17 protein-coding genes and 1 pseudogene are annotated in these 23,006 nt (G+C 59.6%); 10 read left to right on the top strand and 8 right to left on the bottom strand.

Features of this window, described 5'->3' with window-relative positions; translation table 11 throughout:
* Positions 1 to 27 precede the first annotated feature (27 nt).
* The gene (locus CFE47_RS11650; protein ID WP_286837151.1) at positions 28 to 240 is read left to right on the top strand and encodes a hypothetical protein; all 213 of its coding nucleotides are present in this window, start codon (positions 28 to 30) and stop codon (positions 238 to 240) included.
* Positions 241 to 1,965: 1,725 nt separating this feature from the next.
* On the opposite strand, the gene CFE47_RS11645 is transcribed toward CFE47_RS11650, so the two are convergent.
* Entirely contained in the window at positions 1,966 to 3,420 is a 1,455-nt protein-coding gene (locus tag CFE47_RS11645; protein ID WP_286837149.1) for a tyrosine-type recombinase/integrase, read from the bottom strand.
* A gap of 509 nt (positions 3,421 to 3,929) precedes the next feature.
* Between CFE47_RS11645 and CFE47_RS11640 the strand changes: the two genes are divergently transcribed.
* Genes CFE47_RS11640 through CFE47_RS11615 form a run of 6 tightly spaced genes read left to right on the top strand, consistent with a single transcriptional unit; the run spans position 3,930 to position 9,803 of the window.
* Positions 3,930 to 5,369, top strand: a complete 1,440-nt coding sequence (locus CFE47_RS11640; RefSeq protein WP_286837147.1) for an APC family permease — start codon at positions 3,930 to 3,932, stop codon at positions 5,367 to 5,369.
* 5 nt (positions 5,370 to 5,374) lie between these two features.
* Entirely contained in the window at positions 5,375 to 6,331 is a 957-nt protein-coding gene (speB, locus tag CFE47_RS11635; protein ID WP_286837146.1) for an agmatinase, read from the top strand.
* Positions 6,332 to 6,344: 13 nt separating this feature from the next.
* On the top strand, positions 6,345 to 7,175 hold the full coding sequence (locus CFE47_RS11630) for a polysaccharide deacetylase family protein (protein WP_286837144.1): 831 nt from the start codon (positions 6,345 to 6,347) through the stop codon (positions 7,173 to 7,175).
* A gap of 9 nt (positions 7,176 to 7,184) precedes the next feature.
* Positions 7,185 to 8,108 (top strand): NAD-dependent epimerase/dehydratase family protein, encoded by a 924-nt coding sequence (locus CFE47_RS11625; RefSeq protein ID WP_286837142.1) that lies wholly within the window; start codon positions 7,185 to 7,187, stop codon positions 8,106 to 8,108.
* A gap of 23 nt (positions 8,109 to 8,131) precedes the next feature.
* Positions 8,132 to 8,857, top strand: a complete 726-nt coding sequence (locus CFE47_RS11620; protein WP_286837141.1) for an SDR family NAD(P)-dependent oxidoreductase — start codon at positions 8,132 to 8,134, stop codon at positions 8,855 to 8,857.
* A 34-nt stretch (positions 8,858 to 8,891) separates the two neighbouring features.
* Positions 8,892 to 9,803 carry a LysR family transcriptional regulator gene (locus tag CFE47_RS11615; protein ID WP_286837139.1) on the top strand — a complete coding sequence of 304 codons (912 nt, stop codon included), beginning with the start codon at positions 8,892 to 8,894 and terminating at the stop codon, positions 9,801 to 9,803.
* Between the two features lie 3 nt (positions 9,804 to 9,806).
* On the opposite strand, the gene CFE47_RS11610 is transcribed toward CFE47_RS11615, so the two are convergent.
* Both CFE47_RS11610 and bamA read right to left on the bottom strand, forming a co-directional pair.
* On the bottom strand, positions 9,807 to 10,658 hold the full coding sequence (locus CFE47_RS11610; RefSeq protein WP_286837138.1) for a WaaZ-like lipopolysaccharide core biosynthesis protein: 852 nt from the start codon (positions 10,656 to 10,658) through the stop codon (positions 9,807 to 9,809).
* A gap of 138 nt (positions 10,659 to 10,796) precedes the next feature.
* Positions 10,797 to 13,185 (bottom strand): annotated as a pseudogene (bamA, locus tag CFE47_RS11605) (outer membrane protein assembly factor BamA).
* A gap of 154 nt (positions 13,186 to 13,339) precedes the next feature.
* Here bamA and CFE47_RS11600 point away from each other — a divergent pair.
* The 3 genes from CFE47_RS11600 to CFE47_RS11590 are packed head-to-tail and all read left to right on the top strand — an operon-like array spanning position 13,340 to position 15,810.
* Complete coding sequence (locus tag CFE47_RS11600) at positions 13,340 to 14,023, top strand: response regulator transcription factor (RefSeq protein ID WP_286837135.1); 684 nt, start codon at positions 13,340 to 13,342, stop codon at positions 14,021 to 14,023.
* A complete protein-coding gene (locus tag CFE47_RS11595; protein ID WP_286837133.1) occupies positions 14,020 to 15,303 on the top strand; it encodes a HAMP domain-containing sensor histidine kinase in 1,284 nt (427 codons plus the stop codon). The genes CFE47_RS11600 and CFE47_RS11595 overlap by 4 nt, the downstream gene beginning before the upstream one ends.
* Before the next feature lie 57 nt (positions 15,304 to 15,360).
* Complete coding sequence (locus tag CFE47_RS11590; protein ID WP_286837131.1) at positions 15,361 to 15,810, top strand: hypothetical protein; 450 nt, start codon at positions 15,361 to 15,363, stop codon at positions 15,808 to 15,810.
* Here the strand turns inward: CFE47_RS11590 and CFE47_RS11585 are convergent.
* The 5 genes from CFE47_RS11585 to CFE47_RS11565 all read right to left on the bottom strand — a co-directional run bounded on the left by CFE47_RS11585 (position 15,780) and on the right by CFE47_RS11565 (position 22,948).
* The gene (locus tag CFE47_RS11585; protein ID WP_286837129.1) at positions 15,780 to 17,099 is read right to left on the bottom strand and encodes an amidohydrolase; all 1,320 of its coding nucleotides are present in this window, start codon (positions 17,097 to 17,099) and stop codon (positions 15,780 to 15,782) included. The two genes, CFE47_RS11590 and CFE47_RS11585, sit on opposite strands and share 31 nt — an antisense overlap.
* A gap of 9 nt (positions 17,100 to 17,108) precedes the next feature.
* Entirely contained in the window at positions 17,109 to 18,293 is a 1,185-nt protein-coding gene (locus CFE47_RS11580; RefSeq protein ID WP_286837128.1) for an acyl-CoA dehydrogenase family protein, read from the bottom strand.
* A 20-nt stretch (positions 18,294 to 18,313) separates the two neighbouring features.
* Positions 18,314 to 19,627, bottom strand: coding sequence for an MFS transporter (locus tag CFE47_RS11575; RefSeq protein WP_286837127.1), 1,314 nt, complete (start codon positions 19,625 to 19,627; stop codon positions 18,314 to 18,316).
* Positions 19,627 to 22,140, bottom strand: coding sequence for a TonB-dependent receptor plug domain-containing protein (locus CFE47_RS11570; protein WP_286837126.1), 2,514 nt, complete (start codon positions 22,138 to 22,140; stop codon positions 19,627 to 19,629). Before CFE47_RS11570 ends, CFE47_RS11575 begins: the two co-directional genes overlap by 1 nt.
* Before the next feature lie 106 nt (positions 22,141 to 22,246).
* The gene (locus tag CFE47_RS11565; protein ID WP_286837124.1) at positions 22,247 to 22,948 is read right to left on the bottom strand and encodes an enoyl-CoA hydratase/isomerase family protein; all 702 of its coding nucleotides are present in this window, start codon (positions 22,946 to 22,948) and stop codon (positions 22,247 to 22,249) included.
* Positions 22,949 to 23,006 lie beyond the last annotated feature (58 nt).

The following is a 23,006-nucleotide window of genomic DNA, read 5'->3' as shown; positions in this document are numbered from 1 at the left end:
TTAATTCAATATGTTAGGAGTTTAATAATGAGCTATTCTGTCGACTCTACTCTTGGTGAATTGCTAGACAACGCTGAAACAAAAGCGATTCTTGAAAGGCACCTTCCGGGTATATCTAGTCATCCGCAGATTATGATGGGGCGGGGGTTTGCCTTGAAAGCTGTGGCTCCATTTTCGGGAGGACTCATTAATGAAACCGTGCTTGGCGAGGTCGATGTTGATTTAAAGAAGTTAGTCTAGTGAGATAACGCTAGAGTGAAATAGTGTGGATAGAAGATCGGGCGGTGCGTCTCCCAGTTTTTAAGCTGCCTTTCTTCTGTCTGCTATTTTGGGTTTTACAGGTTTTTTCTGAGAGATTTTTTGGTTTCTTTTGTTTTTCAGTGCTCTATGAGTATTCTGCTACGTCGATATCCACCTTTTGGATGGATTGTAATCCGTCTCTTTAATCGTTTTCAGCGTCACGCTGCATCTTGGCTGGCCAGAGCTAGTTGGTATCCCCTCAATCATGGATTTCTCCGAAATTCATCTTGATTCGATTTTGAGGAAAGGAGTGTGAAGTTGTGTTAATAAAAAATAGCTTCGGCTCCGTAATCAGGTCGTCCTTCATGTTTTTTGGGGGGAGGCTCGCGTTTGGTACACCCAGATATTGAAGGCCGTCATCACGCTTTTTTGTGTACCTTTAGATTTACGAACTTTTTTGCACCCGACGCTGTTCTTCTGCTTCCTGCGCGCATTTTTAAAGAGTGCAGACAATGTGAGCTGGTCTTGCGAGTACTAGATTTTCAGGATGTTGCGTAAATTTATAGGGCGTTCTTTGGCGAGATTGACTATGAGAAATAATCAATGCAATCAAGCATAAATTCTAAAAAAAATGGGGCTGCGAACTGTACTAATTCGTTGACGAAAAAGGCAGCGGACAGGGCGAGTGAAGTAGGAGACCGGATATGTTGTGTGCTAGCTTTAACAATGGGCATCGGCGGTTGGTTTATTGTTTGGATATTAAATTCTTGGTGGGGTGGTTATTGATTTCTATATTCTCACGGATGCATCTATCTGGCATATTAAATTGAGGTTGATCATAGCTCGATTGGGTCAAAGTCCATTGGAGGTGAGCGAACCAGTAAAGGCACTGGTCCGCAATGGGGGATGGATCTTCCCTGGGAGCGAGAGGCTCGGCGTCGAACAGATATGCAAGCGCGCGCCAGATGATTGAAGTGCGGTTTACCCCGCATCGCCCACGCTACGATCGGACTGTCGCTGCCTTTCATTCACCAGACAGATTGCATCTGAACTTGCGGTCCTGGTTCATCAGTCGAACTTGACCAAGTCCTTGAGGATCAGCCGACCAGCTATTTCCCCGCGCCTGCACAAGCATGCTACTTTCTGAAAGCCCTGCGGATCTGCGATTTGACAAGATTGCGCGGACGCGACGTTGCCTAGGGACATGTCTCAGAGCGAGTCACTGTCATGCAGCAGAAAAACCAACGCCGCGTCCAATTGGAGCTTCCGGCTTTGGGCTGAGCCTGATTTGGTGCGCTCTAACACGGTCTTTGTACGCCGTTATAGCCCTTTCTTGGCGCTTTTGATCTCGAAGGTGCACTTCTCTTAAGAGCCATCGACAAGTTGCTCATCAATTTGTACGCGTCAGGGTGACGGAGCCTTCCCGCGGATCAGTACTGTGGACGCCGGCGCCGAATTGACGCACGAGCTGAAGCTGGACTGACCCACCTCTAAATCTGCACAAATCCCGCATAGGCAATGGTTCGAGGGGAACAGACTGGGTCAGTGACATCTCGGCAACTGGGTCAATTCGGCATCGGTGCCCACAACCATGGGTGTTTGCCACACTTTTTCGAACAGTTCCTCGACGGTAAAGCTCACGAATGTGTACATGCAATCTGCCACCTTTGCTTATGGATCACAGCATGGGGACGTTAAATTCCGGTGAACGCAGGTGAAACAGCCCTATGAGGATGTCCAGGTCTCTTTCGTCGTATACGCTGGAAAAGACAACTTCGACTCGTTTGGCGTGTGCTCGTAGGTCGAGGACAGCACCGCACTGAGTCGATCGCCCAGCAGGTTCCAGGCGTTTTTCTTCTCGTCGGCATAGTCGTGATGCAAGTAGTGGTGTCTCACCCGAGAGCCGGCCAGTACATGATTTTGGCAGCGATCAATGACGTCTAGGCTAACGCCTAAGGCTTGCATCATGGTCGCCCCTGTACGGCGCAAGTCATGCGGCGTCCAGTCGCCGTTTTGGCCGTCGGCAAGGACCAGGGTATCGTCATGGCACCGTCTGGAGAGGGCCTTGCGGTTTTTGAACCGGGCCTGGCGATCGCCGACTTGTTTGCTCACCACTTTCACGTCCACATGCGCATCATCCAGCTTGTTCGGAAAGCACCATTGCGAGTCGCCCGTCAGGATTTTGAGTTCCTGAAAGAAATGCAGGGCGAAGGAGGAGAGGAAGACGTGATGATCTTGTTTTTTGCCACGGGTGCCTTTGACATTTTCGCTGGGGAGGAACCAGGTCTGCTGGTCTAGATCGACATTTTTCCATTCGGCCTGCAGCAACTCGCCAATCCGGCATAGCGTGCCCAGGCTGATCCAGAGCGCAAGCTGTGTTTCCTTCTTTAGCGGCCGAATGCCGTCGTATTTTTGGCCGGCGGGGAGGGCGTTGTAATCGGCGGTCATTTGCTGGAAGCGGTTGTGCAGTTCCAACAGCTCCGCCGGGGAAAGGATCCGGCTTCTTTCCGCTTCGTAGTCGGCAGGGATCAAGGGGGAGATGTCGACCAGTTCCGTCGGATCGCCCTCGACCAGTAACGCCCGCCAGGGCTGGCGCTTTCTGGCCCAGCTGAACATCTGGGTGAGGTCGGCGAAAAAGCTGATGGCTTGCCGGTGAGCACCGCGGCTGATGACCACCCGGATCAATGCCCGAACATCGTGCTCGGACACACTGCTCACCGATGTCTTGCCGAGCGCCGGGTATAGGTCCTTGTTAAAACGGCGCTGCAATTCAACATTGCCGTCTTTGCGCGCCACGCCATCCAACAGCCAGGCCTTGGCCAGATCCTGGACGGTCAGTGTTTGCGCCTTCGACGTCTTTACCTGTTCGGCCTCTATATCAGCCGCGGCGTATGCCTGTGCCTTGGCGGTTTTCTTTTGCTCGTTGGGATTGATTTGCTCATCGATGAGCGCCCGGGCCTGGTTGCGTGCTTTACGGATGTCAGTCAGAGATTTGCGCGGCCAGGATCCGCAGGCGTATTCTTTGTTCTGCTCGCCCCAGCGATAGCGATAGAAAAAGCTGACCGACACACCGTCCTTACGCACTGATATTCGACCGGCCAGATTGCCATCCTCCCGGAGAATTCGGCCGGCATCGTTGGCGGTCAGTGACTCGAGTTCTTTGATGGTGATTTTGGCCATGAAACGGACTCCCCCTACTTTTCCCCCCACAAAAACGTCGGCTCTTGATGGATGTTACTGGACTCTCGTAGAGCAGAACACCGCTGGAGCTCAAGTAAATACTAGCTTAGAAAAATCCAGAGTAAAATTTTGGAAGCTTTCAAGAAGTATGAAAAAGGAGATGGGGTGCTAGGGGTCGAGTGTTCGAATCACTCCGTCCCGACCATATTTTCCAATGACTTAGCCCAATCTGAAAAGGTTGGGCTTTTTCATGCCTGGAAAAAACCTTCCGCTTACTCCCCCCGACAATCTACTGCGTGCCCTACACCCATCCGCGTACGCCGCGAAAGCTCCCCACATCCATACGCTTTACCAAAAGTCAGCTTTCGTCTTTGGTAATTGGTCTCCCCCCGCCATCCCCCTATCTTGAACCGGCGATAACACTCGGCAACGATCGGGTGTTGCTCAAGCGCTCAGTCCTACAAAGCATTTTCGCTACCTGCCAATAAAAAACGAGCCTGGGATCAATCATGAAACTCTACGAGCTTTTCGGTTACGACCGTCACGGTACCGTCAGCGAACTCAAGACGGCGCTCAGCAAGGGAAAACTGGGGACCAAGGACGTCAGCTTTTCCGCATTGGGGTTCAACGCGCCGGCCTGGGTGGCCGCGTCTTCGATGTCGATCCTTTATTCGATTTCTGGCCATCAGGCGCCCCTGGCGATCTTGATTGCGTTCTTTTTTCCGATGTTGGTGCTGGCCGTGTGCATGGTTTCGCTGACACGCCAGGCGCCGTCGGCGGGGGGCATCTTTACCTTTTGTTCGCGTTTCCTGCACCCGGATATCGGCTGCATCCTCGGCTGGACCTACGCCGTGGCCTGCATCGCGGTCACGCCGATGTGTGCGCTGATTGGCTCCGAGTACATCCAGGCGCTGATTCCGTCGCTGGCTGGAGAACTCAACGCGAAGATCATCGGCACGCTATTGATCGTGACGTTCTTTGCGGTGTCGGTGCGCGGGGTTGGGGTGACGGCGAAACTTGCCAGTACCTTTCTGATTTTCGAAATCGCCGTGGTCGCAGGGCTCGGTTTCATGGGCTTGATCCATCCCCAGGTCGAGAACCTGTCGTTTGCCTCGATGTATTCCCTGCAAGGCGCGGGTGGCTTGGCGGCGATTGGTCCGGGCGTGCTGTTTGGAGTGTGGATGCTGGCGAACTTCGATTCAGCCATCAACTACATCGAAGAGGCGCGCGTGCCGGTGCGCACGGTGCAGCGTTCGTTGCTGATCGTGCTGACGTCGGCGTTTGTGATCTACAGCCTGGCGGCCATCGGCTGGCAATACGCGGTCCCGGTAGAGCACTTGGCGTCCATTGTTGAAAACGGCAACGGTGGGCCGATCGCGGCGGTCGCCAATGTCTACCTGCCGCCGGCCATGGCCTGGCTGGCGCTGTTTGTGGTGATTACTTCGGCCTGTGCCGGCTTGCAGATTTCCTCCAACTCATCGGCGCGCACCCTGTATCGGATGAGTGAGGAGGGGCATTTACCCGGCGCGTTCAGCGCGGTCAATCGCTTCAAGGCGCCGTGGTTCACCCTGGGCCTCGTCTCGCTTCTCGGCATCGCGCTGCTCTGGTGGAAGCCCTTGGACAAGATCGTCTGGTACTACGACGTGGTCACCATCACCCTGGTGCTGTCCTACATCTCGGCGCTGGCAGCGTTCATGGTCATGACCTGGAGGCAGCACAAGGCGTTCACCGCAACACTGCTGTCGATCCCCGCACTGCTGGCGCTCTTGGTGCTCGCCTACATCGGCTACACCGCCGGTGCCAACCCGGTTTCCCCTGACGATCTGTACACCGCCTGGTACTTGGGCGCGCTGTCGCTGTTGAGTGGCGCGCTCATCGTGCTCTCGGGCAAGCGTCGTCGCAAAGCCGCCTCTTTTACCGTCAACACATCCGCGTTTACCCAGGAGTAATACCGATGCCCCAAGATTTTCCGCAACCCATGGACGCCGCGGTCATCCCCCGGTTTGCCGGTATCCCGAGCTTTATGCGCCTGCCGATATTCTCCAACCCGGCCGATGTGCAGATTGCCTTGCTGGGGATCCCTTGGGACGGTGGCACCACCAACCGCGCCGGCGCCCGGCATGGCCCGCGAGAGGTGCGTAACCAGTCGAGCATGATGCGCAAGGTTCACCACGTCAGTCACATCGCCCCCTACGACCTGGTGCGGGTCGGCGACCTGGGCGATGCCCCTGTCAACCCGATTGACCTGCTCGATTCGCTCAAGCGCATCGAAGGGTTTTATCGAGAGGTCCATGAGGCCGGTACGGTGCCGCTGTCGGTGGGTGGCGATCACTTGGTGACGTTGCCGATCTTTCGCGCGATTGCCCGGGACCGACCTGTCGGCATGGTGCATTTCGATGCTCACTCCGACACCAACGACCGTTACTTCGGCGACAACCTTTATACCCACGGCACGCCGTTTCGCCGGGCCATCGAGGAGGGGCTGCTAGACCCTAAACGCACGGTGCAGATTGGTATTCGCGGTTCAATCTATTCGGCAGAAGACGAAGACTTCGCCAAGGACTGCGGTATCCGCGTGATCCACATGGAGGAGTTCGCCGACATCGGCGTGGCCGCAACGATAGCCGAGGCGCGCCGTATCGTCGGTGATGAGCCGACCTATATCACCTTCGATGTCGATGTGTTGGACCCGGCGTTTGCGCCTGGCACCGGCACCCCCGAGATAGGCGGCATCACCACGTTGCAGGCGCAGCAACTGGTCCGTGGCCTGCAGGGCCTGAACCTGGTGGGCGCCGATGTGGTGGAAGTGTCGCCACCCTTCGACGTGGGCGGGGCCACGGCGTTGGTGGGCGCAACCATGATGTTCGAGTTGCTGTGCATTCTTGCCGACTCAATCAAGCGTCGCTCGTGAAGGAGCCGAATGAATGACTCACTGGCCTGACAACAAACGCTTTGCCGTGACCTTGAGTTTTGACCTGGATGCAGAAAGTGCCTGGGAACCGTCCAGCCTCGGCGGCCGCCGGCTTTCACTGTTGTCGATGGGGGCCTACGGACGCCGCGTTGGCGTGCCGCGCTTGCTGGAGTTGCTGGCCCGCTACGGTGTTCGGGCGCAGTTCTACATTCCCGCCCGCGTGGCCGAAATCGACCCGCAGGTAGTACGCAACATTGCCGCAGCGGGCCATGGCATAGGTTGCCACGGCTACTTCCATGAGCGTGTCGACGAACAGACACCAGAGCAGAATCTGCAGATTCTCAAGGACTCCAAGGCCCTGCTCGAAGCGCTCATCAACCGGCCAGTCACCCACTACCGCGCACCGCTGTGGGAGTTGACGCCGGACGTTGTTGAATCGCTGATTGCCTTGGGCTTTCACAGTGACAGCAGCTTGATGGGCGATGACCGGCCGTACCGCGTCGGCAGCGCTGGCAAGGGCCTGCTGGAGCTGCCCGTCAGTTGGTTGCTCGATGACTGGGAGCAGTTTGCCTATTCGGCAGAGCCTGCGGTTGGCAGCGTGATCGAAGACCCGGACAAGGTCTTTCGACTGTGGTCGGCGGAACTGGAAGGCATGCGTCACTACGGCAGTCATTTCATCCTGACCATGCACCCGCAATTGATTGGGCGCGCCTCGCGTATCGCCATGCTGGAGCGGCTGATCCAGCAGATTCAAGGCTATGACGATGCGTGGATCTGCACGCCTGACGACGTCTATTCACACTGGCAGGCGGGCGGTTTGGCCATGCCGCTGCATCCTTACTGAGGGCAGGTCATGAATATATTGGTAACCGGAGCCAACGGGTTTCTAGGCCAGGAAGTGGTGCGCCAACTATTGGCTCAGGGCAATGAAGTGGTGGGGTATGACCGCAGCCTGGTGTGCGCGATCGAGCACGCTGCGTATCGTTACGTGCAAGGCGACCTGGCCGACCTGGCCAGTTTGCTGGAAAGCTGCCGCAGCCGGCCGATCAGCGCGATCATCCACACGGCGGCGATCTCGCACCCGGTGGACTCGCGGCGTATACCTCTGCAAACGGTGCTGACCAATGCACTGGGCACCACCCATGTGTTTGAGTGCGCCCGGCTTAGCGGTATCTCCCGAGTGGTCAACCTCAGCTCCGAATGCGCCTACGGCCCCAATCGGGACATGGGCGTAATCGATGAGCGCGCACCGCTTGAGCCGACCACGCCGTATGGCTGTACCAAGGTGTTTACCGAAAAACTCGGCCAGGTCTACAGCGACCTGTACCAGGTCAGCGTAGTGTCGTTGCGCCCGGGCTGGATCTACGGGCCTGGCCAGTTCATGCAGTGCTACCTCAAGAGCATGCTCAGGAGTGCGATCGATAACGCGCCGTGGCATGAGGAGGAGGGCGGCGACTACCGCTTTCAATACGTGCATGTGATGGATGTCGCCCACGCGTGTGTGCTGGCGGCCAGCGTGCAGGAAGAACGCCTGCAACAGCGGGTGTTCAATGTGACGGCCGGTGAACAGGACAGTTACCGGTCGGTCGCGGCGCGCATTCGCAAGGTCTATCCCCATGCCCAGCTCAGCATCGGCCCTGGCACCTTGGGCGTGCTGGATGAAAACGCGCGGTTCGACGTCACGGCGGCGGGCGAACAACTGGGCTACCGCCCGCAGTTCGATCTGCACGAAGGCATTGCGATGTATGCGCAGTGGCTGGAACAGCATCCTTACTAATGATCTGAAGGCCAAGGTGATTGATGAAAACCTATCTGGTAACCGGCGCTGCCCAAGGCATTGGCCGTGCGGTCGCGGTCGCGCTCGGCGAACAAGGCAGCCTCGCCGTTCTCAACGATTTGCACGAGAGCCCGGCCCTGCTGAGTCTGTCCGATGAACTGAAGGAGAAAGGTGTGCACGTGCGCTTGGCACTGGGTGATGTGTCGGACCCCGCAACCGCGGAGCGCGCCTTCGCCGGGCTCGAACGCCTGGATGTACTGGTCAACAATGCCGGGTTCTTGCAGGAGTCGCCGCTGAGCGAGATGAGCTTTGAGGCGTGGGACCGGATGATCCGTGTGCATCTCTACGGGGCGTTTTTATTTTGCAAGCCGGCGGCGGCGCTGATGGTACGCCAGGGCAGTGGCGCCATCGTCAATATCGCTTCCGACCTCGGGCAACTCGGGTGCGCGAATCTCTGCCATTATTCCGCTGCCAAAGGCGCAATCATTGCGTTGACCAAGTCGTTGGCGCGAGAGTTGGCGGCCCATGGCATACGGGTCAACGGCGTGGCCCCTGGCGGCACGCTGACGCCGATGGTCGAACGGCTGGGCGAGGCTTATATTCGTGAAGAGGCGCTGCGTTACCCGATGCTGCGGCTGGGTACGGCGCAAGAGATTGCCGCTGCGGTGATCTTTCTCGCCTCGCAGCAGGCCAGTTTCATGACTGGGCAGATACTCGGCGTCAATGGCGGCGGCGTCATGAGCGGCTGATGAGTTGGCCCCCACCACACGAGGAGCAGGCAGCATGCTGGTGAATTTGACGGATGTGGACCTGCGCATGCTGCGTATTTTTTGCGCGATTGTGGATGCCGGTGGTTTTACGGCGGCACAGGTTCCGTTGAACACCAGCCTGTCGCGCCTTAGCGTGCTGGTTCGAGACCTTGAGGTCAGGCTCGGCTATTCGTTGTGCAAACGCGGGAAAAGCGGTTTTCAGTTGACCGAAGAGGGTGAAGAAACCTACGCCGCCGCCCAGGAACTGTTCGCCAACATCGGTCATTTTCGCCAGCGTACGGCGATGCTCAGTGGGCGCCATCGGGAGTTGTTGCGCATCGGCACCGTCGACAGCCTGATCACCCTCGAACACAGCCCGGTACCGGCGGCCATTGCCCAACTGCGCGCAGAACTCCCTGGCGTGCATATCGATTTGCACGTCATGCGCCCCGACGAGCTTGAGCAGGCCGTGCTTGAGGAGCGTATCCAGGTGGCTGTCGGCGCGTTTCACCACCGCTTGTCCGGGCTTCACTATCAAGCGCTGTTCGAAGAGGAGCAGCACCTGTATTGCGGTAGCGGGCATCCATTTTTCCCGCGACTGGACCAGAACCTGACCTATGAAGAATTGAGTGCAGCGGACTATGTCGACAGAGGGTATGTCGCCGAGAACAAACGCCCGTGCGAGCTCAGGTTCGCCAGCGCGGTCAGCGCGTTTTCCATGGAGGCGATCGCGTTGCTGATCTTCTCCGGCACCTACATCGGTTATCTGCCCACGCACTACGCCGCAAGTTGGGTTGAGCGTGGCAGGCTTCGATCGATCATGCCGCAACGCTTGGCTTATTCGTCAGCCTTTCATTGCATTACCCGCCAAGGCGTCGATCAGAAAAGTACGGTGAGCCGGTTTCTTGAAAAGCTCACCGCTCATGCAAGCCTTCATCTTCCATGAAGCCTAGAGGCGCATTGCCTCAACTTGTGCCAACGTCACGCGAGGAACGACACTCTCCGGAATTCTTGAACAATCAGAAAGGTTATAGACCCTGAAGTCATCCCCCATGACCTTGTGTGACATCAACTCCAACGACGGCAGTATGCGGGTGTAATAGTGCTGGTCCAGGCCGCAAGGGGAATGAGCGGATTCGCGGTTTTCATAAAACCTTCCAGACTTTTCGTTCAGATCAACGCCAACCATAAACACCTTGGAGAATCCGAGGTGGTAGGCCAACTGAAGCGTCACGTAGGCCACGGTTCTTGCATCAAAGAAACCTTCGCTCATGTCCTTGCTGAACCCCAGAGGGCGTTGGCCAGAGCCTGGCAAAGGGTGGTTGGTAACCAGCGCCGTGTGCTTGCCTCGCATCGCGTCGAGCCAGGAGGGGCGTTTGGCCTTGGACAGCGGGTAAAGAGCTCCTGAAGGGCGAATGCCCGACGAGCGTGCGTGATCTTCCCAAAGCGCGACGTTCTGGCTGACAGCCATTGCGTATTTGAATAAGTCCGGCTGTTGTTCCGAGAAGCTATCGTCGGTGCACGCGTAAAAGCACGGTTTGATGTCGGTGCCCAAAAACATCGAAATAGCACCGTTCATCGTAATCATCGGCACGTGCGCAAATTGTTCCAGTGGAAACGACTTGGCCGACATGCCCGAGGCAACGATGAAAACAGCGCCTGATTCGGTGTTCCGACAGCTCTCAAAGTCGTGCAGGGTCAGGTGGGATCTGTGTGATCGCCACGATCCTGACACGGGTGCATACACCGCCTGCTCAGTGTTGCCAGCGTGCTTGGCGTCGACGAGGGGCATAGGTTTCATGGGACCCTACCGTGCTGTGAAATAGAAATACATACATGAGTGGATCTTAGGTCGGTTGCAGGGTTCCATTTATGAAGAAGGTGTCAGAATTGGTCCCATACCCGAACGCCTTATAACTACTGGGAATGGTTATCGTCTTCAAAACGTCTGCCCCATAGAGAACTGAAACACCTGCTTATCTGCGTTTTCAGGCGTTTTGATCGGGTACGCCAGGTTCACGCTCAACGGTCCCAACGGGCTGTACCACGTCACCCCCACCCCCACCGAACTGGCCATCTGGCTCAGGTCCACGCTGCCGCAACCTTGCGTGGAGCTGAGGTAGCACTTGTCCGAATACACCGTGCCCACGTCCCAGAACAGCGAAGTGCGCACCGACTTGTTGTCCTTGATGAACGGCACCGGAAACAGGTACTCCGCGCCGCCGGTGATCAGGATATTGCCGCCCAGCGCATCGGTGTCCCGGTCTGAGTAGTACGCTTGGCCAGCACTCGCATAGGCGCCGGTGGCCGGGGTGCTGCGCGGCCCGAGCGTGCCGCTTTCAAAGCCGCGTACCGATCCCTCGCCACCCGCAGTGTAGTTTTCGTAAAAAGGCAGACCGTCCGTCGAGCCATAGCTGTTGCCGTAGCCGAGCTTGGTATGAAAGCGCAGCGTGGTGGAGTTGGTGACGGGAATGTAGGCCTGCCCCGTATAGTCGATCTTGTAGAAACTCAGGTCGCTACCCGGCACGGTTGTCGTCAAGTTGAGGTTCTGCGAGTAACCACGGGTGGGCAGCACGCCCTTGTTCAGCGTGGACTCCGACCAGCCCAGGTTGGCCTTGAAGTTGGTGAACTCCTTGCCTTCACGTTCGACAAAATCGTAGATCTCATCCGCGCTGTAGGTGCCTGGCTCGATGCTGTCGTGCTGCACCGTCAGGCCGAAGCTCAGGCGCGAGGTTTCGTTGATCGGGTAACCGAGGGTGGCGCCAAGGCCATAGCTGTTGATCGAGTAATACGACACCCCATCGTCGTAGTACTTGTTGTAATCGGTGTTGCTGTAGAACGCGTTGTACCCAAGGCTCACGCCGTCGGCGGTGAAGTAGGGGTTGGTAAAACCGATGTTGTACTTGCTCTGGTACGACGAACGCGTCAGCCCCAGGCTGGCGTAGTTGCCGGTGCCGAGGAAGTTGTTCTGGGTGATCGAGCCACCGAGGATCAAGCCCGCGCTCTGGGCGAAACCGACACTGGCGGTGATCGAGCCGGAGGCTTGTTCCTCCACGGCGTAGTTCACATCCAGCTGATCATCCACACCTGCGACCGCCGGGGTTTCGACATTCACCTCCTTGAAATAGCCCAGGCGCTCAAGGCGCACCTTGGATTGGTCGATCAGGTAGGTCGACGCCCAGCCACCTTCCATCTGGCGCATTTCGCGGCGTAGCACCTTGTCGTCAGTCTTGGTATTGCCACGGAAATTGATCCGGTCGACATACGCCCGCTTGCCGGGGTCGACTGAGAACGTGACGTCGACAGTGTGGTCTTCATCGTGCGCCTGGGGCACGCCGTTGACGTTGGCGAAGGTGTAGCCTTCGTTGCCCAGTCGGCGGGTGATCAGCTCCGAGGTGGTGGTCATCAGCTTGCGCGAAAACACCTGGCCCTTCTGCACTAGCAACAACGACTGAACCTGGTCTTGCGGGACTTTCAGCTCGCCGCTGAGCTTCACATCGCGCACCGTGTATTTCTGGCCTTCCTGGATATTCACGGTGATGTAGACGTGCTTTTTATCCGGGGTCATGGAGACCTGGGTCGAGGCGATATCCATATTGATATAGCCACGGTCCAGGTAGTAGGAGCGCAGCCGTTCCAGGTCGCCGGTGAGTTTTTCCCGTGCGTATTTGTCGTCGTTCTTGAAAAACGACAGCCAGTTGCTGGTCTTGAGGGTGAACTGGTCAAGCAGCACATCGTCGGGGAATACCGTATTGCCCACCACGTTGATGTGTTGGATCGCCGCCACTTCGCCCTCGTTGATCTTGATCTTCACGCCCACCCGGTTGCGAGGCTGGGCCACCACTTCGGTGTCGACCGAGGCCGAATAACGCCCCTGGGCCACGTACTGGCGTTGCAACTCGTTGCGCACACCCTCCAGGGTCGCGCGCTGGAAAATCTCGCCTTCGGCCAGGCCAGACTGCTTCATGCCTTTCATCAAATCGTCGGTGGAGATCGCCTTGTTGCCCTCGAACTCGATACTGGCAACCGAAGGACGCTCGACTACATTGATAATCAGCACATCGCCTTCGCGGCTCAGGTGGATGTCCTGGAAATAGCCGGTCTTGAATAACGCACGGGTGGAGTCCACCAAACGCCGGTCATCCGCCTCGTCGCCAACATTGAGCGGCAGAGCGCCAAACACGCTGCCTGCCGACACCCGTTGCAGGCCGTTGATTCGGATATCCGAGATTTTGAAACCTTGGGCGAGTACCACAGAGGCATTGAGCAGCAGCGCAACCGAGCAGAGCAGGCGCGAAAAATTCATCAAGATCTTTTCCAGAACACATCGACAAGCAGCGCCGGCGCGGCCGGACTGGTGAACATCCAGCTTAAGAGCGCCAGGCGTTTGGTGCGGTTAACCGAATGTCAAGTTAGGTAAAGGTTGGCCAGAAACCCTCACGCAAGGCTGATAATGCGCAGCCCCCCACTGACGAGCCCGCGATGATCTGCGTACTGTTGGTCGACGACGACCAGGAACTGACAGCCATGCTGAGCCAATACCTGGCCAGCGAAGGCTTTGCGGCGACCGCTGTGCACACCGGCGAGGAGGGCGAGGTCGAGGCGCTGTCGGGGCGCTACAGCATCGTGGTGCTGGACGTCATGCTGCCCAAACGCTCGGGTATCGAGGTGCTGCGGCGCATCCGTGCCGTCAGCCAGGTGCCGGTGGTGTTGCTCACCGCCCGTGGCGATAACATCGACCGCATCACCGGGCTTGAGCTCGGCGCCGATGACTACGTGCCCAAGCCCAGCTCCCCAGGCGAGCTGGTCGCACGCCTGCGCGCGATCATGCGCAGGGTGCAGCCGGTGGGCCAGCCGACCACGGAAGTGATCAGGACCGGTGCGCTGGTGCTCTGGCCCGGCAAACGCCAGGCCCTGTGGCACGGCGTCGAGTTGGGGGTGACCAGCACCGAATTCAGCCTGCTCGAAGAACTGGCCCGCAGCGCCGGCCAGGTGGTGAGCAAAAAGGACCTGTCGCTCAACGCCCTCGGTTGCCCGCTGACCCGCTATGACCGGCGCATCGACGTGCATATCAGCAGCATCCGGCAAAAGCTCGGGCCGCGACCGGACGCCAAGGCCTGGATCCAGAGCGTGCGCGGCCTCGGTTACTTGTTGATTGCCGAATGACCAAGCCCAGCTTGTTGTTCTGGAAACTGTTCCTGGCGTTCTGGCTGGCCACGACGTTGACGTTCCTGGTGGGGATTGGCGTTCTGGAGTTGGGTCGTTTCCGCCCAAACGACCCCCATGTGGAAGCCATCCTGTCGGCTGAGGAGAAGTTACTGCAGCAATTCGGTGTCGAGGCGGCTGGCGAGCTCCTTACGGTGTGGGAGCGCCCGTCCGACGAGGGCATCGGCGTTTATGACAGTGCAGGCCAACTGCTGGTTGGGGCACCGGTTACCCACGTGGCCCATGAACGATCAGTCATCAGCAAGGAAGGCCTGGTGCTGTCGATTCGTTCCACCCATGCACCTGGCAAGGACCCCGGTCGGCCCTGGCACGAGATCCCGCTGATCATTGGTACGGTGATGAGTGCGCTATTCAGTGGTTACATGGCCTATTACCTGGCGTGGCCGCTGGCTCACCTGCGCCGTGCAATGAGCGATGCTGCCCAAGGGCGCTTCGAAACCCGAGTCAAGCCCGCCATGGGCAAGCGTCGCGATGAAATCGTCGACTTGGCCGAAGATTGCGACCGTATGGCCAACCAATTGAAGGTGTTGGTGAGTGCCCAGCAACAATTGTTGCATGACATTTCTCATGAGCTGCGCTCCCCGCTGACGCGCATTCAGGCGGCCATCGGTTTGTTTCGCCAGGATTGCACAAGGGTGGAAATGCTCGAACGCATTGAGCGCGAATCCGAGCGTATGGACACGCTGATTGAGGCGTTACTGACCCTGGCACGTCTTCAGGGCCGGCCCGAAAGCATCGAGCGCGAGTCTCTGGATATCGTCGAATTGCTAAGAATGATTGTCGAGGATGCGCAGTTCGAAGCCGCGATCAAAGGCTGTCGCGTCGAGCTGCAAGCCTGCCCGCCGTTTATTGCCTGTGTCAGCGGCGAGTTGCTGTATCGCTGTTTCGAAAACGTGATCCGCAACGCCGTTCGTTATACCCGCCAGGACTCCACGGTTCGGGTATCGGCCCAGACCAGCGCCGAAGGCAACCGCTTGAACGTGCGCATCACCGACCAAGGCCCAGGCGTCGCAAACGACCGCCTGCAAAGCATCTTTCACCCCTTCGAACGCGGCGTGGGCGATGCCAGCGTAGGCTTTGGCCTGGGCCTGGCCATCGCGGCCAGGGCCGTGCAAATGCACGGCGGCAGCATCGTCGCACGCAACGAGGTGGACGGTGGTCTGACGGTTGAGATCAACCTGCACAGCGCGCGATCTTTACACGACATTACATTGGCTTGACCGCCCTGTACGTCACGCCTGATTAGACTTGCCATCACTGATTGAGTGGAGGTGGCGATGTTTCAGGTGCATAAAAAGGGTTTCGTGCCCGGCAGAAAAATGGTCGACGGCCTGGTCCCCTACGACTTCTTTTGCGAAGACAGCCCGGCGATCAACCTCTTCGTCTTTACCGGTGCAGCCACGCCGGATGCGACCGTCGAGGAACAGACCCTGTGGGGCTTCACCCGCCTTGAGCGCTTCGAAGCGATGACCAGCGCCCTGGTCACCCACAAGAAACACGCCGGTTGGTTCCAGAACGTCAGCGTACTCACCGGGCCGAATCAGAACGGCACGCAAAACGTGAAATTCCAGCGTGTGCTCAAGATCATCAAACACGCCAGCGCTACACGCAAAGTCGACTACGAGATTCTGACCGACGAAGGCGACACCTACTTCACCCGACAATCCGTCGCCGCCGACAGCGCTCAAACCATCATTTATTCAGCAGAACCTGCGGTTGCCATGTAACTCAAGGTCATGCGGCTCAACGCACGAATGCCTACGGCCAGGCTCGGGTCATCCACCTGGAAACCCGGCGAGTGCGTCGGCCAGACGGTCTTGCCTTCCAGCGCGGGCGGCGTCACGCCCATGCGCATGAACATCCCCGGCACCTGGCGCGCGTACTCGGCGAAATCATCGGCGCCGTAGGTGCCGTTGTCGATGCGCACCGGGGTGGTCGACACCTGTTGCAGCACCGGTAGCAACTGGTCTACCAGCGCCGTGTTGTTGTAGCCGGCGCGGTAGTTTCCGGGCAGGTATTCGACCTTGGCCGATGCCCCCGAGGCTTCGGCGATTTTCTCGGCGGTGCGGGTCATGCGTTGAAGGACGTCCTCGCGCTTTTCATCGCTGACCGTGCGAATCGAACCTTCCAGGCGCACCTCGGCGGGGATGATGTTATGACGGTCACCGGCTTCGATGCGGCCCACGGAAATCACCGGCGCCGGTAACAGGCTGAGGTTCGACTGGCGGCTGGGAATGGTCTGCCACGCCAGGATCACCTGGGCCGCCACCGGCACTGGATCGATGCCAGTCCACGGGAACGCGGCGTGGGTCTGGCGACCGATGATGTGCGCGACAAAGGTATCCGCCGCCGCCGTGGTGCGTTGCCGACTGAGGGTGAAGGTGCCCGCTGTCCCCGCTGTTACGTGAATGCCAAAGATCACCGCCGGTACCGGATTCTGCAGCGCACCTTCTTTGATCATCAATTGCGCGCCGCCTTGTTCGCCCAGTGGCGGGCCTTCCTCGGCCGGCTGGAAGATCAACTTGAGCGTGCCCGGCAGTTGCTCGCGGTGGGCCGCCAACACTTCGGCGACCCCAAGCGCCATGGCCATATGCGCATCATGACCGCAGGCGTGCATCACCCCAACCTCCTTGCCCCGACTGCGAAAATCCCCGCCTTCATCTTTGCTGTGCACCGTCGAGGCGTAGGGCAGCCCGGTCTGCTCGGTCAACGGCAGCGCATCCAGCTCCGCCCGAATCGCCACCACCGGGCCGGGTTTGCCACCGCGCAAAACGCCGATTACGCCGGTGTGGGCGATGCCGGTCTGCACCTCCAGGCCCAGTTCGCGCAGGCGCTGAGCGATACGCTCGCTGGTGTGGAATTCGCGATTGCCCAACTCCGGTTGTTGGTGAATGGCGTGACGCAGTTCTATGACGCCGGGCAATACCTGGCTGATCTGTGCATCCAGGTCCGCCCAAGGCTCGGCGGCGGACACGGTGCCGCACAGAAACAGCAGGACCATCGGTAGCTTTGACATAACAAGGGCTCAGTACGTAAACGCAATCGGTGGCGCTTTCGCGTTCAGCAGGTAGTCGCCAATCGCCTTGTACTTGTAGGCGAGGGCGTCATGGGTGGTGTGGGTGCGCGCATTGCGCCAGTGCCGGTCGAAGTTGTAGCGCGACTGGGTGGTAGCGGCACCGCCGACCTCATACAGGCGCTCGCACACAAACAAAGCGGCACGGGTCGAGGCAATTTTGGCTTCGGCCACCGTAATCGAGGATTTCACCAGGATTGCCTCCAGTTCCTCGCCCTCGGCCAACCCTTGCAACTGCGTACGCGCCGCCAGGTCCACCGCGCCAGCGGCTTTTTCTACCAGCGCTTCGGCCCCGTGGATACGTGCTGCCAAGTCGCCAAGGGTGTGCAGGATGTACGGATCGTTGCGTGCCGAATCCACGCCACTTTCCCGCACTGGGCGCGTACCGCTGCGGGCCCAGTGCACCGCGTCATCCAGCGCGGCCAGGCCGATGCCGACATCCAGGGCGCAGTGGATCAACTGCGCGCTGGCGCCGATGTAGTTGCGCCGCTGGTACCACTGCGCCAGAGGGATCACCTGCTCCGGGCGCACCGGCACATTCTCCAGCAAGGTGCTGCCGCTGGCGGTAACGCGTTGGCCCATGCCGTCCCAGTCATCCAGCAGGGTAATGCCGGCGGTGTTGGCGGGCAGCATCACGTACACCGCGTTGCCGGACTCGTCCACCGCCTGGATTTTCAGCAGGTCGGCAAACAGGCATCCGGTGCTGTAGAACTTGCTGCCGTTGAGCACCAGTTGGTCGCCGCGACGCTCCAGGCGCGTGTGGATCTCACCGCGAAAGGTGCCGCTGCGTTCGGCAATCGCCCCCGACGACAACTGGCGTTCGGCAAACGCGCCGAGGTACTCGCGCTGTTGCGCCGGGTTGGCGATCAGGCGCAGATGCTCGACGGTCGCGAAGTGCGGGAACAACGCCTGCGCCACACTCGGGTCGGCCTTGGCCAGGGTGATGAAAATCTGCGCTACTTGCAGCTGGCTGATGTCGCCGCCGCCCAACTCGGTGGGCACCCGCGCGGCGCCCAGGCCCGACTCGCGGATCAGGTCGAGCTGGGCGTACGGCAATATCCGGCCCGCGTCGCGGTCGGCGGCACCGGGTTGGATCTGCGCGGCGAGTTGGTGGGCGAGGGCAAGGTAGTCGGTCATGGAAGTGTCCATCAGAAAGGTCAGGAAGCGTCGCGCAGGGCGCTGCGTGGAACGCCGAACAACAGGATCAATGTGCCGCCAGCCACCAGCGCCGCGACGATGTACAGCGCCAGGCTGATGCTGCCGGTGGAGGTCTTGATCGCACCGATCATGATCGGCGTGAGCAGGCTGCTGATCTGCCCGCAGCAATTGACCAGCGCCAGGCCAGCGGCCTTGGCATGGTCCGACAGGTAGTACGTGGGGATAGTCCAGAAAATCGCCGTGGCCACCAGGTAGCCGCTGGTCATCAGGGTCAGCACGGCAATCGCCGAATACGGGCTGAACAGGAAGTTGGGCAGCACCAGCATCGCCAGTGCTGCCGTCAGGCCGCCCAACGCGAAGTGCCAACGCCGTTCCTGGTGCACATCCGAATGACGGCACGCCCACAACATTGCGCACACGCCAACCACGTAGGGCAGGGCCGACAGCAAGCCCAGTTGCCCCAGGTTGCTCACTCCCGAATCGCGGATGATCGACGGCGCCCAGATATTGGTGACGTTGCCGGTGCACATGATGGTCAGGCAGTACGCCAGGGTGATGAACCACACCTTGCGGTCCTTCAGCGCTTCGACAAAACGCGTATGCCCGCCGGGTTTTCGCTGCTGGCGTTCATGGGCCAGGGCCCGTTCGATGGCGGCTTTTTCATCCGCGCTCAGCCACTTGGCCGACGCCGGTTTATCGTCCAGCCAGTACCAGGCGAACAACCCCGCGAGCACCGGCGGAATGCCGGTGATCACGAACAGCCATTGCCAGCCGGTAAACCCGCCGACGCCTGCGAAGTGCCCCATGATGCTGGTGGACAGCGGCCCGCCGATAATCCCGCACACCGCAATCGCCATGATGAAGCGCGAGGTGATGCGCGCCCGGTGGCTGGCCGGGAACCAGTAGGTGAGGTACAGGATCACCCCCGGAAAGAACCCGGCTTCGGCCGCCCCCAGCAACACCCGCAGCACATAGAACTGCGACGGGGTCTGGGCAAACGCGGTGGCGATGGTCACCAGCCCCCACAGCACCATGATGCGCATCATGGTTTTTTTGGCGCCGATCTTTTCCAGCAGCAGGTTGCTGGGAATCTCGAACAGCAGGTAGCCGATGGAGAACACCCCGACGATGATGCCGAACGTGGCGTCGCTGATGTTCAGGTCGGTCTTGAACTGCAAGTGCGCAAAGCTGATGTTGACCCGGTCCAGCCAATTGAGCACAAAGCACAGGAACAGGAACGGCATGATCCGCCACGCCAGTTTGCGGTACAGACGCTGGTCGAAGGCTGCTTGCGGGCGTTCGAAGTTAGTCATTACCAGCTCACGTCGACTTTAGCGAAGTAGTACGCGCCTTCCAGGCCGTAGGGGGAGTACCAGCTGTAGGTCGGGTTGTCGGTGGGGAAGAAGTAGAAGCGCTTGGCCTCGTCATTCAACTGCTCGGGGCGTTTGTCGAAGATGTTCTCGCCGCCCACGGTGACTTTCACGGTGTCGCTCAACCAGTAACCCACGCTCAGGTCGGTAATGAACGCCGGTTTGACCACTTCATCGCGGCTGGCCGCAATCTGGTTGCGCCCGGTGACCTTGGAGTAACGGGTTTCCTTGAGATTGACCTCGAAATTCCCCAGTTGCCAGGCGGCATTCAGCGAGGTGGTGTTCTTCGGATACGCCGAGGTCAGGTTGCCCTGGCGGTCCCGGCCCACGGCGCTGACACCGGTACCGGCCAGCGCTGCAGGCTCCTTGATTTTCTCGATGGTCTGCAGGCTCTGGTTGCTGAGCAAGGTCCACTTGGTCTTGCCGTAGCGGCCCAGGTCATAGCGATAGTCCGCCACCAGGTCGATGCCGCGGGTGCGGGTGTCGGCCAGGTTGCCGAAGTACGAGACGATCTGGTTCGGGTTCAGGCCGTTGGCAGCGAGCACGTTGGACACGGCAGTGCCCTGCAGGTTACTGGTCTGCAGGATGCGGTCCTTGATGTCGATCTGGTACAGGTCGACAGTGACGTCCAGGTTCTCGGTGGGCGTGGCGACAAACCCGAGGCTGTAGTTCATCGAGCGTTCAGGCTTGAGCTGCTTGGCGCCCAACGCCTGGCCGGCGGCGTCGTTGACCGTCACGTAGCGCGTGGTCGCCTGTTCCAGTTGCCCGGTGATCGGGCTGGTGCGCCAGGCCGTCAGCGACGACGAATAGAACTGCTGTTGCAGGGACGGCGCACGGAAACCGTTGCTCACCGTACCGCGCATGGCGAACTGTGGAGTGAACGCATAGCGAGTAGAGAACTTGCCGCTGCCGGTGTCGCCAAAATCGCTGTAGTGCTCAAAACGCCCGGCCAGGCTTACGTCCCACTTATCCGTGACGCTCTGGCTGAAATCCACATAGCCTGCGGTATTGGTACGCGAGTAGTTATGCGCGTCCGCCGGGGTGAAACCCACCAGCCCAGGCGCGCCGGGGTTGGGGCGTTGACCGGCCAACGGGCTGCCGGCCGGGAACACATAGCCGCCGTCGGCATAGGAGGCGTAATCGCCGGCCTGGATCTCAAAGCCGTCGCGGCGGAACTCAAGTCCGGTGGACACGTTCAGTGGCTTGGCGAACAAGCCGGTATCGAACGCGCGGGTCAGGTCGAGGTTGTTGGTCCACTGGCTGGCGATCAGGTTGCCGCCGTCCATATTCTGCGGGCTGTTCGGCCCCAGTGACGGGTTCAGCGAACGTTCGTTGCGGGTGTTGGCGTTGTTGTAGCCATAGCTGGTGCTCAGGTCCCAGGCCCAGCCGAGCAGGTCGTCGTTGCGCACGCCGAACACGCTCTGGAAGTCGTCTTCTTCCACGACGAAACGCGGCGAGAAACCGTCCGGGTACACCGAGACAATGTTCTGTGGCGAGTTGGCCGTGCGGTAGGTGCCCCAACTGGTGGAGTTGCGATGGCTGAGGGTGGAGAACGAGTACAGCGTGTAGTCCTCGTTCAGCGGCAACTCGGCGTTGTAGCCGAAGTTGTAGGTTTGCGAACGCGGCTGGCCCAACTGCTGGCGATAGCGGCTCTCGCTGGTCTCGCGCGGGTCGGGCTGGCCGTTCTGGCGGAAATAGATGCTGGTGCGATCCGGCACCGCGCCGGCCACGTTGGAGCTTTCCTGGATGCCGACGTCGGCGCTGAGGCTGAAGAAACCGTCATTGGGCAACTCGAAACCCTGGTTGACCTGGCCCTGGCCCCGCGCACCGAAGTTGCCCTTGCCACCCACACGGTTGGCGTATTGCCCGTACAAGGCGCTGCCGCTGCCGCCGGAATGGTTGCGCTTGAGGATGATGTTGATCACCCCCGCGATTGCATCCGAACCGTACTGCGCCGCTGCGCCGTCACGCAGCACTTCGACGTGGTCTACCGCCGCGATGGGGATCAGGTCGAGGTCGGCAGGCGACTGTCCGCTGGACGTGGCGGCGGTCTGCACAAAGATCAGCGAGGTGTTGTGGCGGCGCTTGCCGTTGACCAGCACCAACACATGGTTGCCGCCCAGGCCGCGCAGGGTTGCGGATTTGACCGACAGCCCGGTGCCGCCGGTAAAACCTGCTGCGTTGGTATAGGACGGTACGCTGGCGGCCAGGGCATCGCGTAGGTTCTGCTTGCCGGAACGGGCGAGGTCGTCGGCGCTGATCACGTCGATCGGCGCCAGGCTCTTGGCCACGGTGCGGCCGCTGTCACGGGCACCGGTGACCACCACGGTTTGCAGGGCGGTGTCGCTGCTCAGGGATTTCTCTTCAGCTTGGGCCGCGTGTTGGGCACACAGCCCAAGGATGCCGACAGTCAGCAGGCTGAGCCTGGGGCGAAAGCGGGTGTAAGGGCGAGACATGGTGAGGCTCCAATGTTTAGGTGCCGCTTTCCATTCCTGGTGGTGGGAGTTCCTGACAGTACTGGGGAGGCTTAGGTGTTGGCTGTTTCTAGTTATGGGGGTGGGGTCAGCGCCCCAGCATCACGTCCTGGCGGGCCTGGTCGACCAGTGCCATCTGCCGGGTGAGGCGGGCCTTGCGTTCGGCCAGCAGCAAAATCTTGGTCCACTCCACCGCCTTGCCGGAGTGGCTGGCCAGGCGTGCGGCCAGTTCCAGTGAACTGGCGTAGGCGTCGTCCACCACTTGGTTGACCAGGCCGAGGGCCAGGGCCTGCTGGGCGTCGAATTTGCGTGCGCTGAGCATGATGTCCAGGGCTGCTGCTTCACCGATCAGGCTGGGCAGGGTGATTGCACTGAAGCCGGACAACATGCCGTGCTGCACTTCCGGGAAGTGAAAACGCGTGTCATGGCGCGCGATGCGGAAATCGCAATGAATCGCCAGGCTGATGCCCAGGCCGAGGGTGTGGCCATGCAATGCGGCGATCACCGGTTTGCTCAGGTCGTTGCCGACGCCGGGCAGGGCACGGGCCAACACGTCGCTGCTGACGGTCTCGCCCGTGGCTTCAATTTCCTTGAGGTCGGAGCCGGCGCAAAACGCTCGTTCCCCAGCACCGCGCAACACGATGGCGCGCACGCCGGCGTCGGCCTGGGCACGCTGCCAGACCTCGGCCAATTCGTGTTTGGCCTGGCTGTCCAGCGCGTTGAGGCGCTCCTGGCGGTTAAGCGTGACCACCAGGATGCCATCGCCAATAGGTTGGTATTCGACTGTCATGAAGGGCTTTTCATCCGGTGTGAAAGAAAGACGCGATTGCCCCTTGAGGTCCGCGTCA

Source organism: Pseudomonas sp. PGPPP1, assembly GCF_002255865.1.
Classification (GTDB): Bacteria; Pseudomonadota; Gammaproteobacteria; order Pseudomonadales; family Pseudomonadaceae; genus Aquipseudomonas; species Aquipseudomonas cremoris.
Note: the sequence above shows the minus strand (reverse complement) of the source record. Positions and strands in the feature narration are given on the sequence as shown.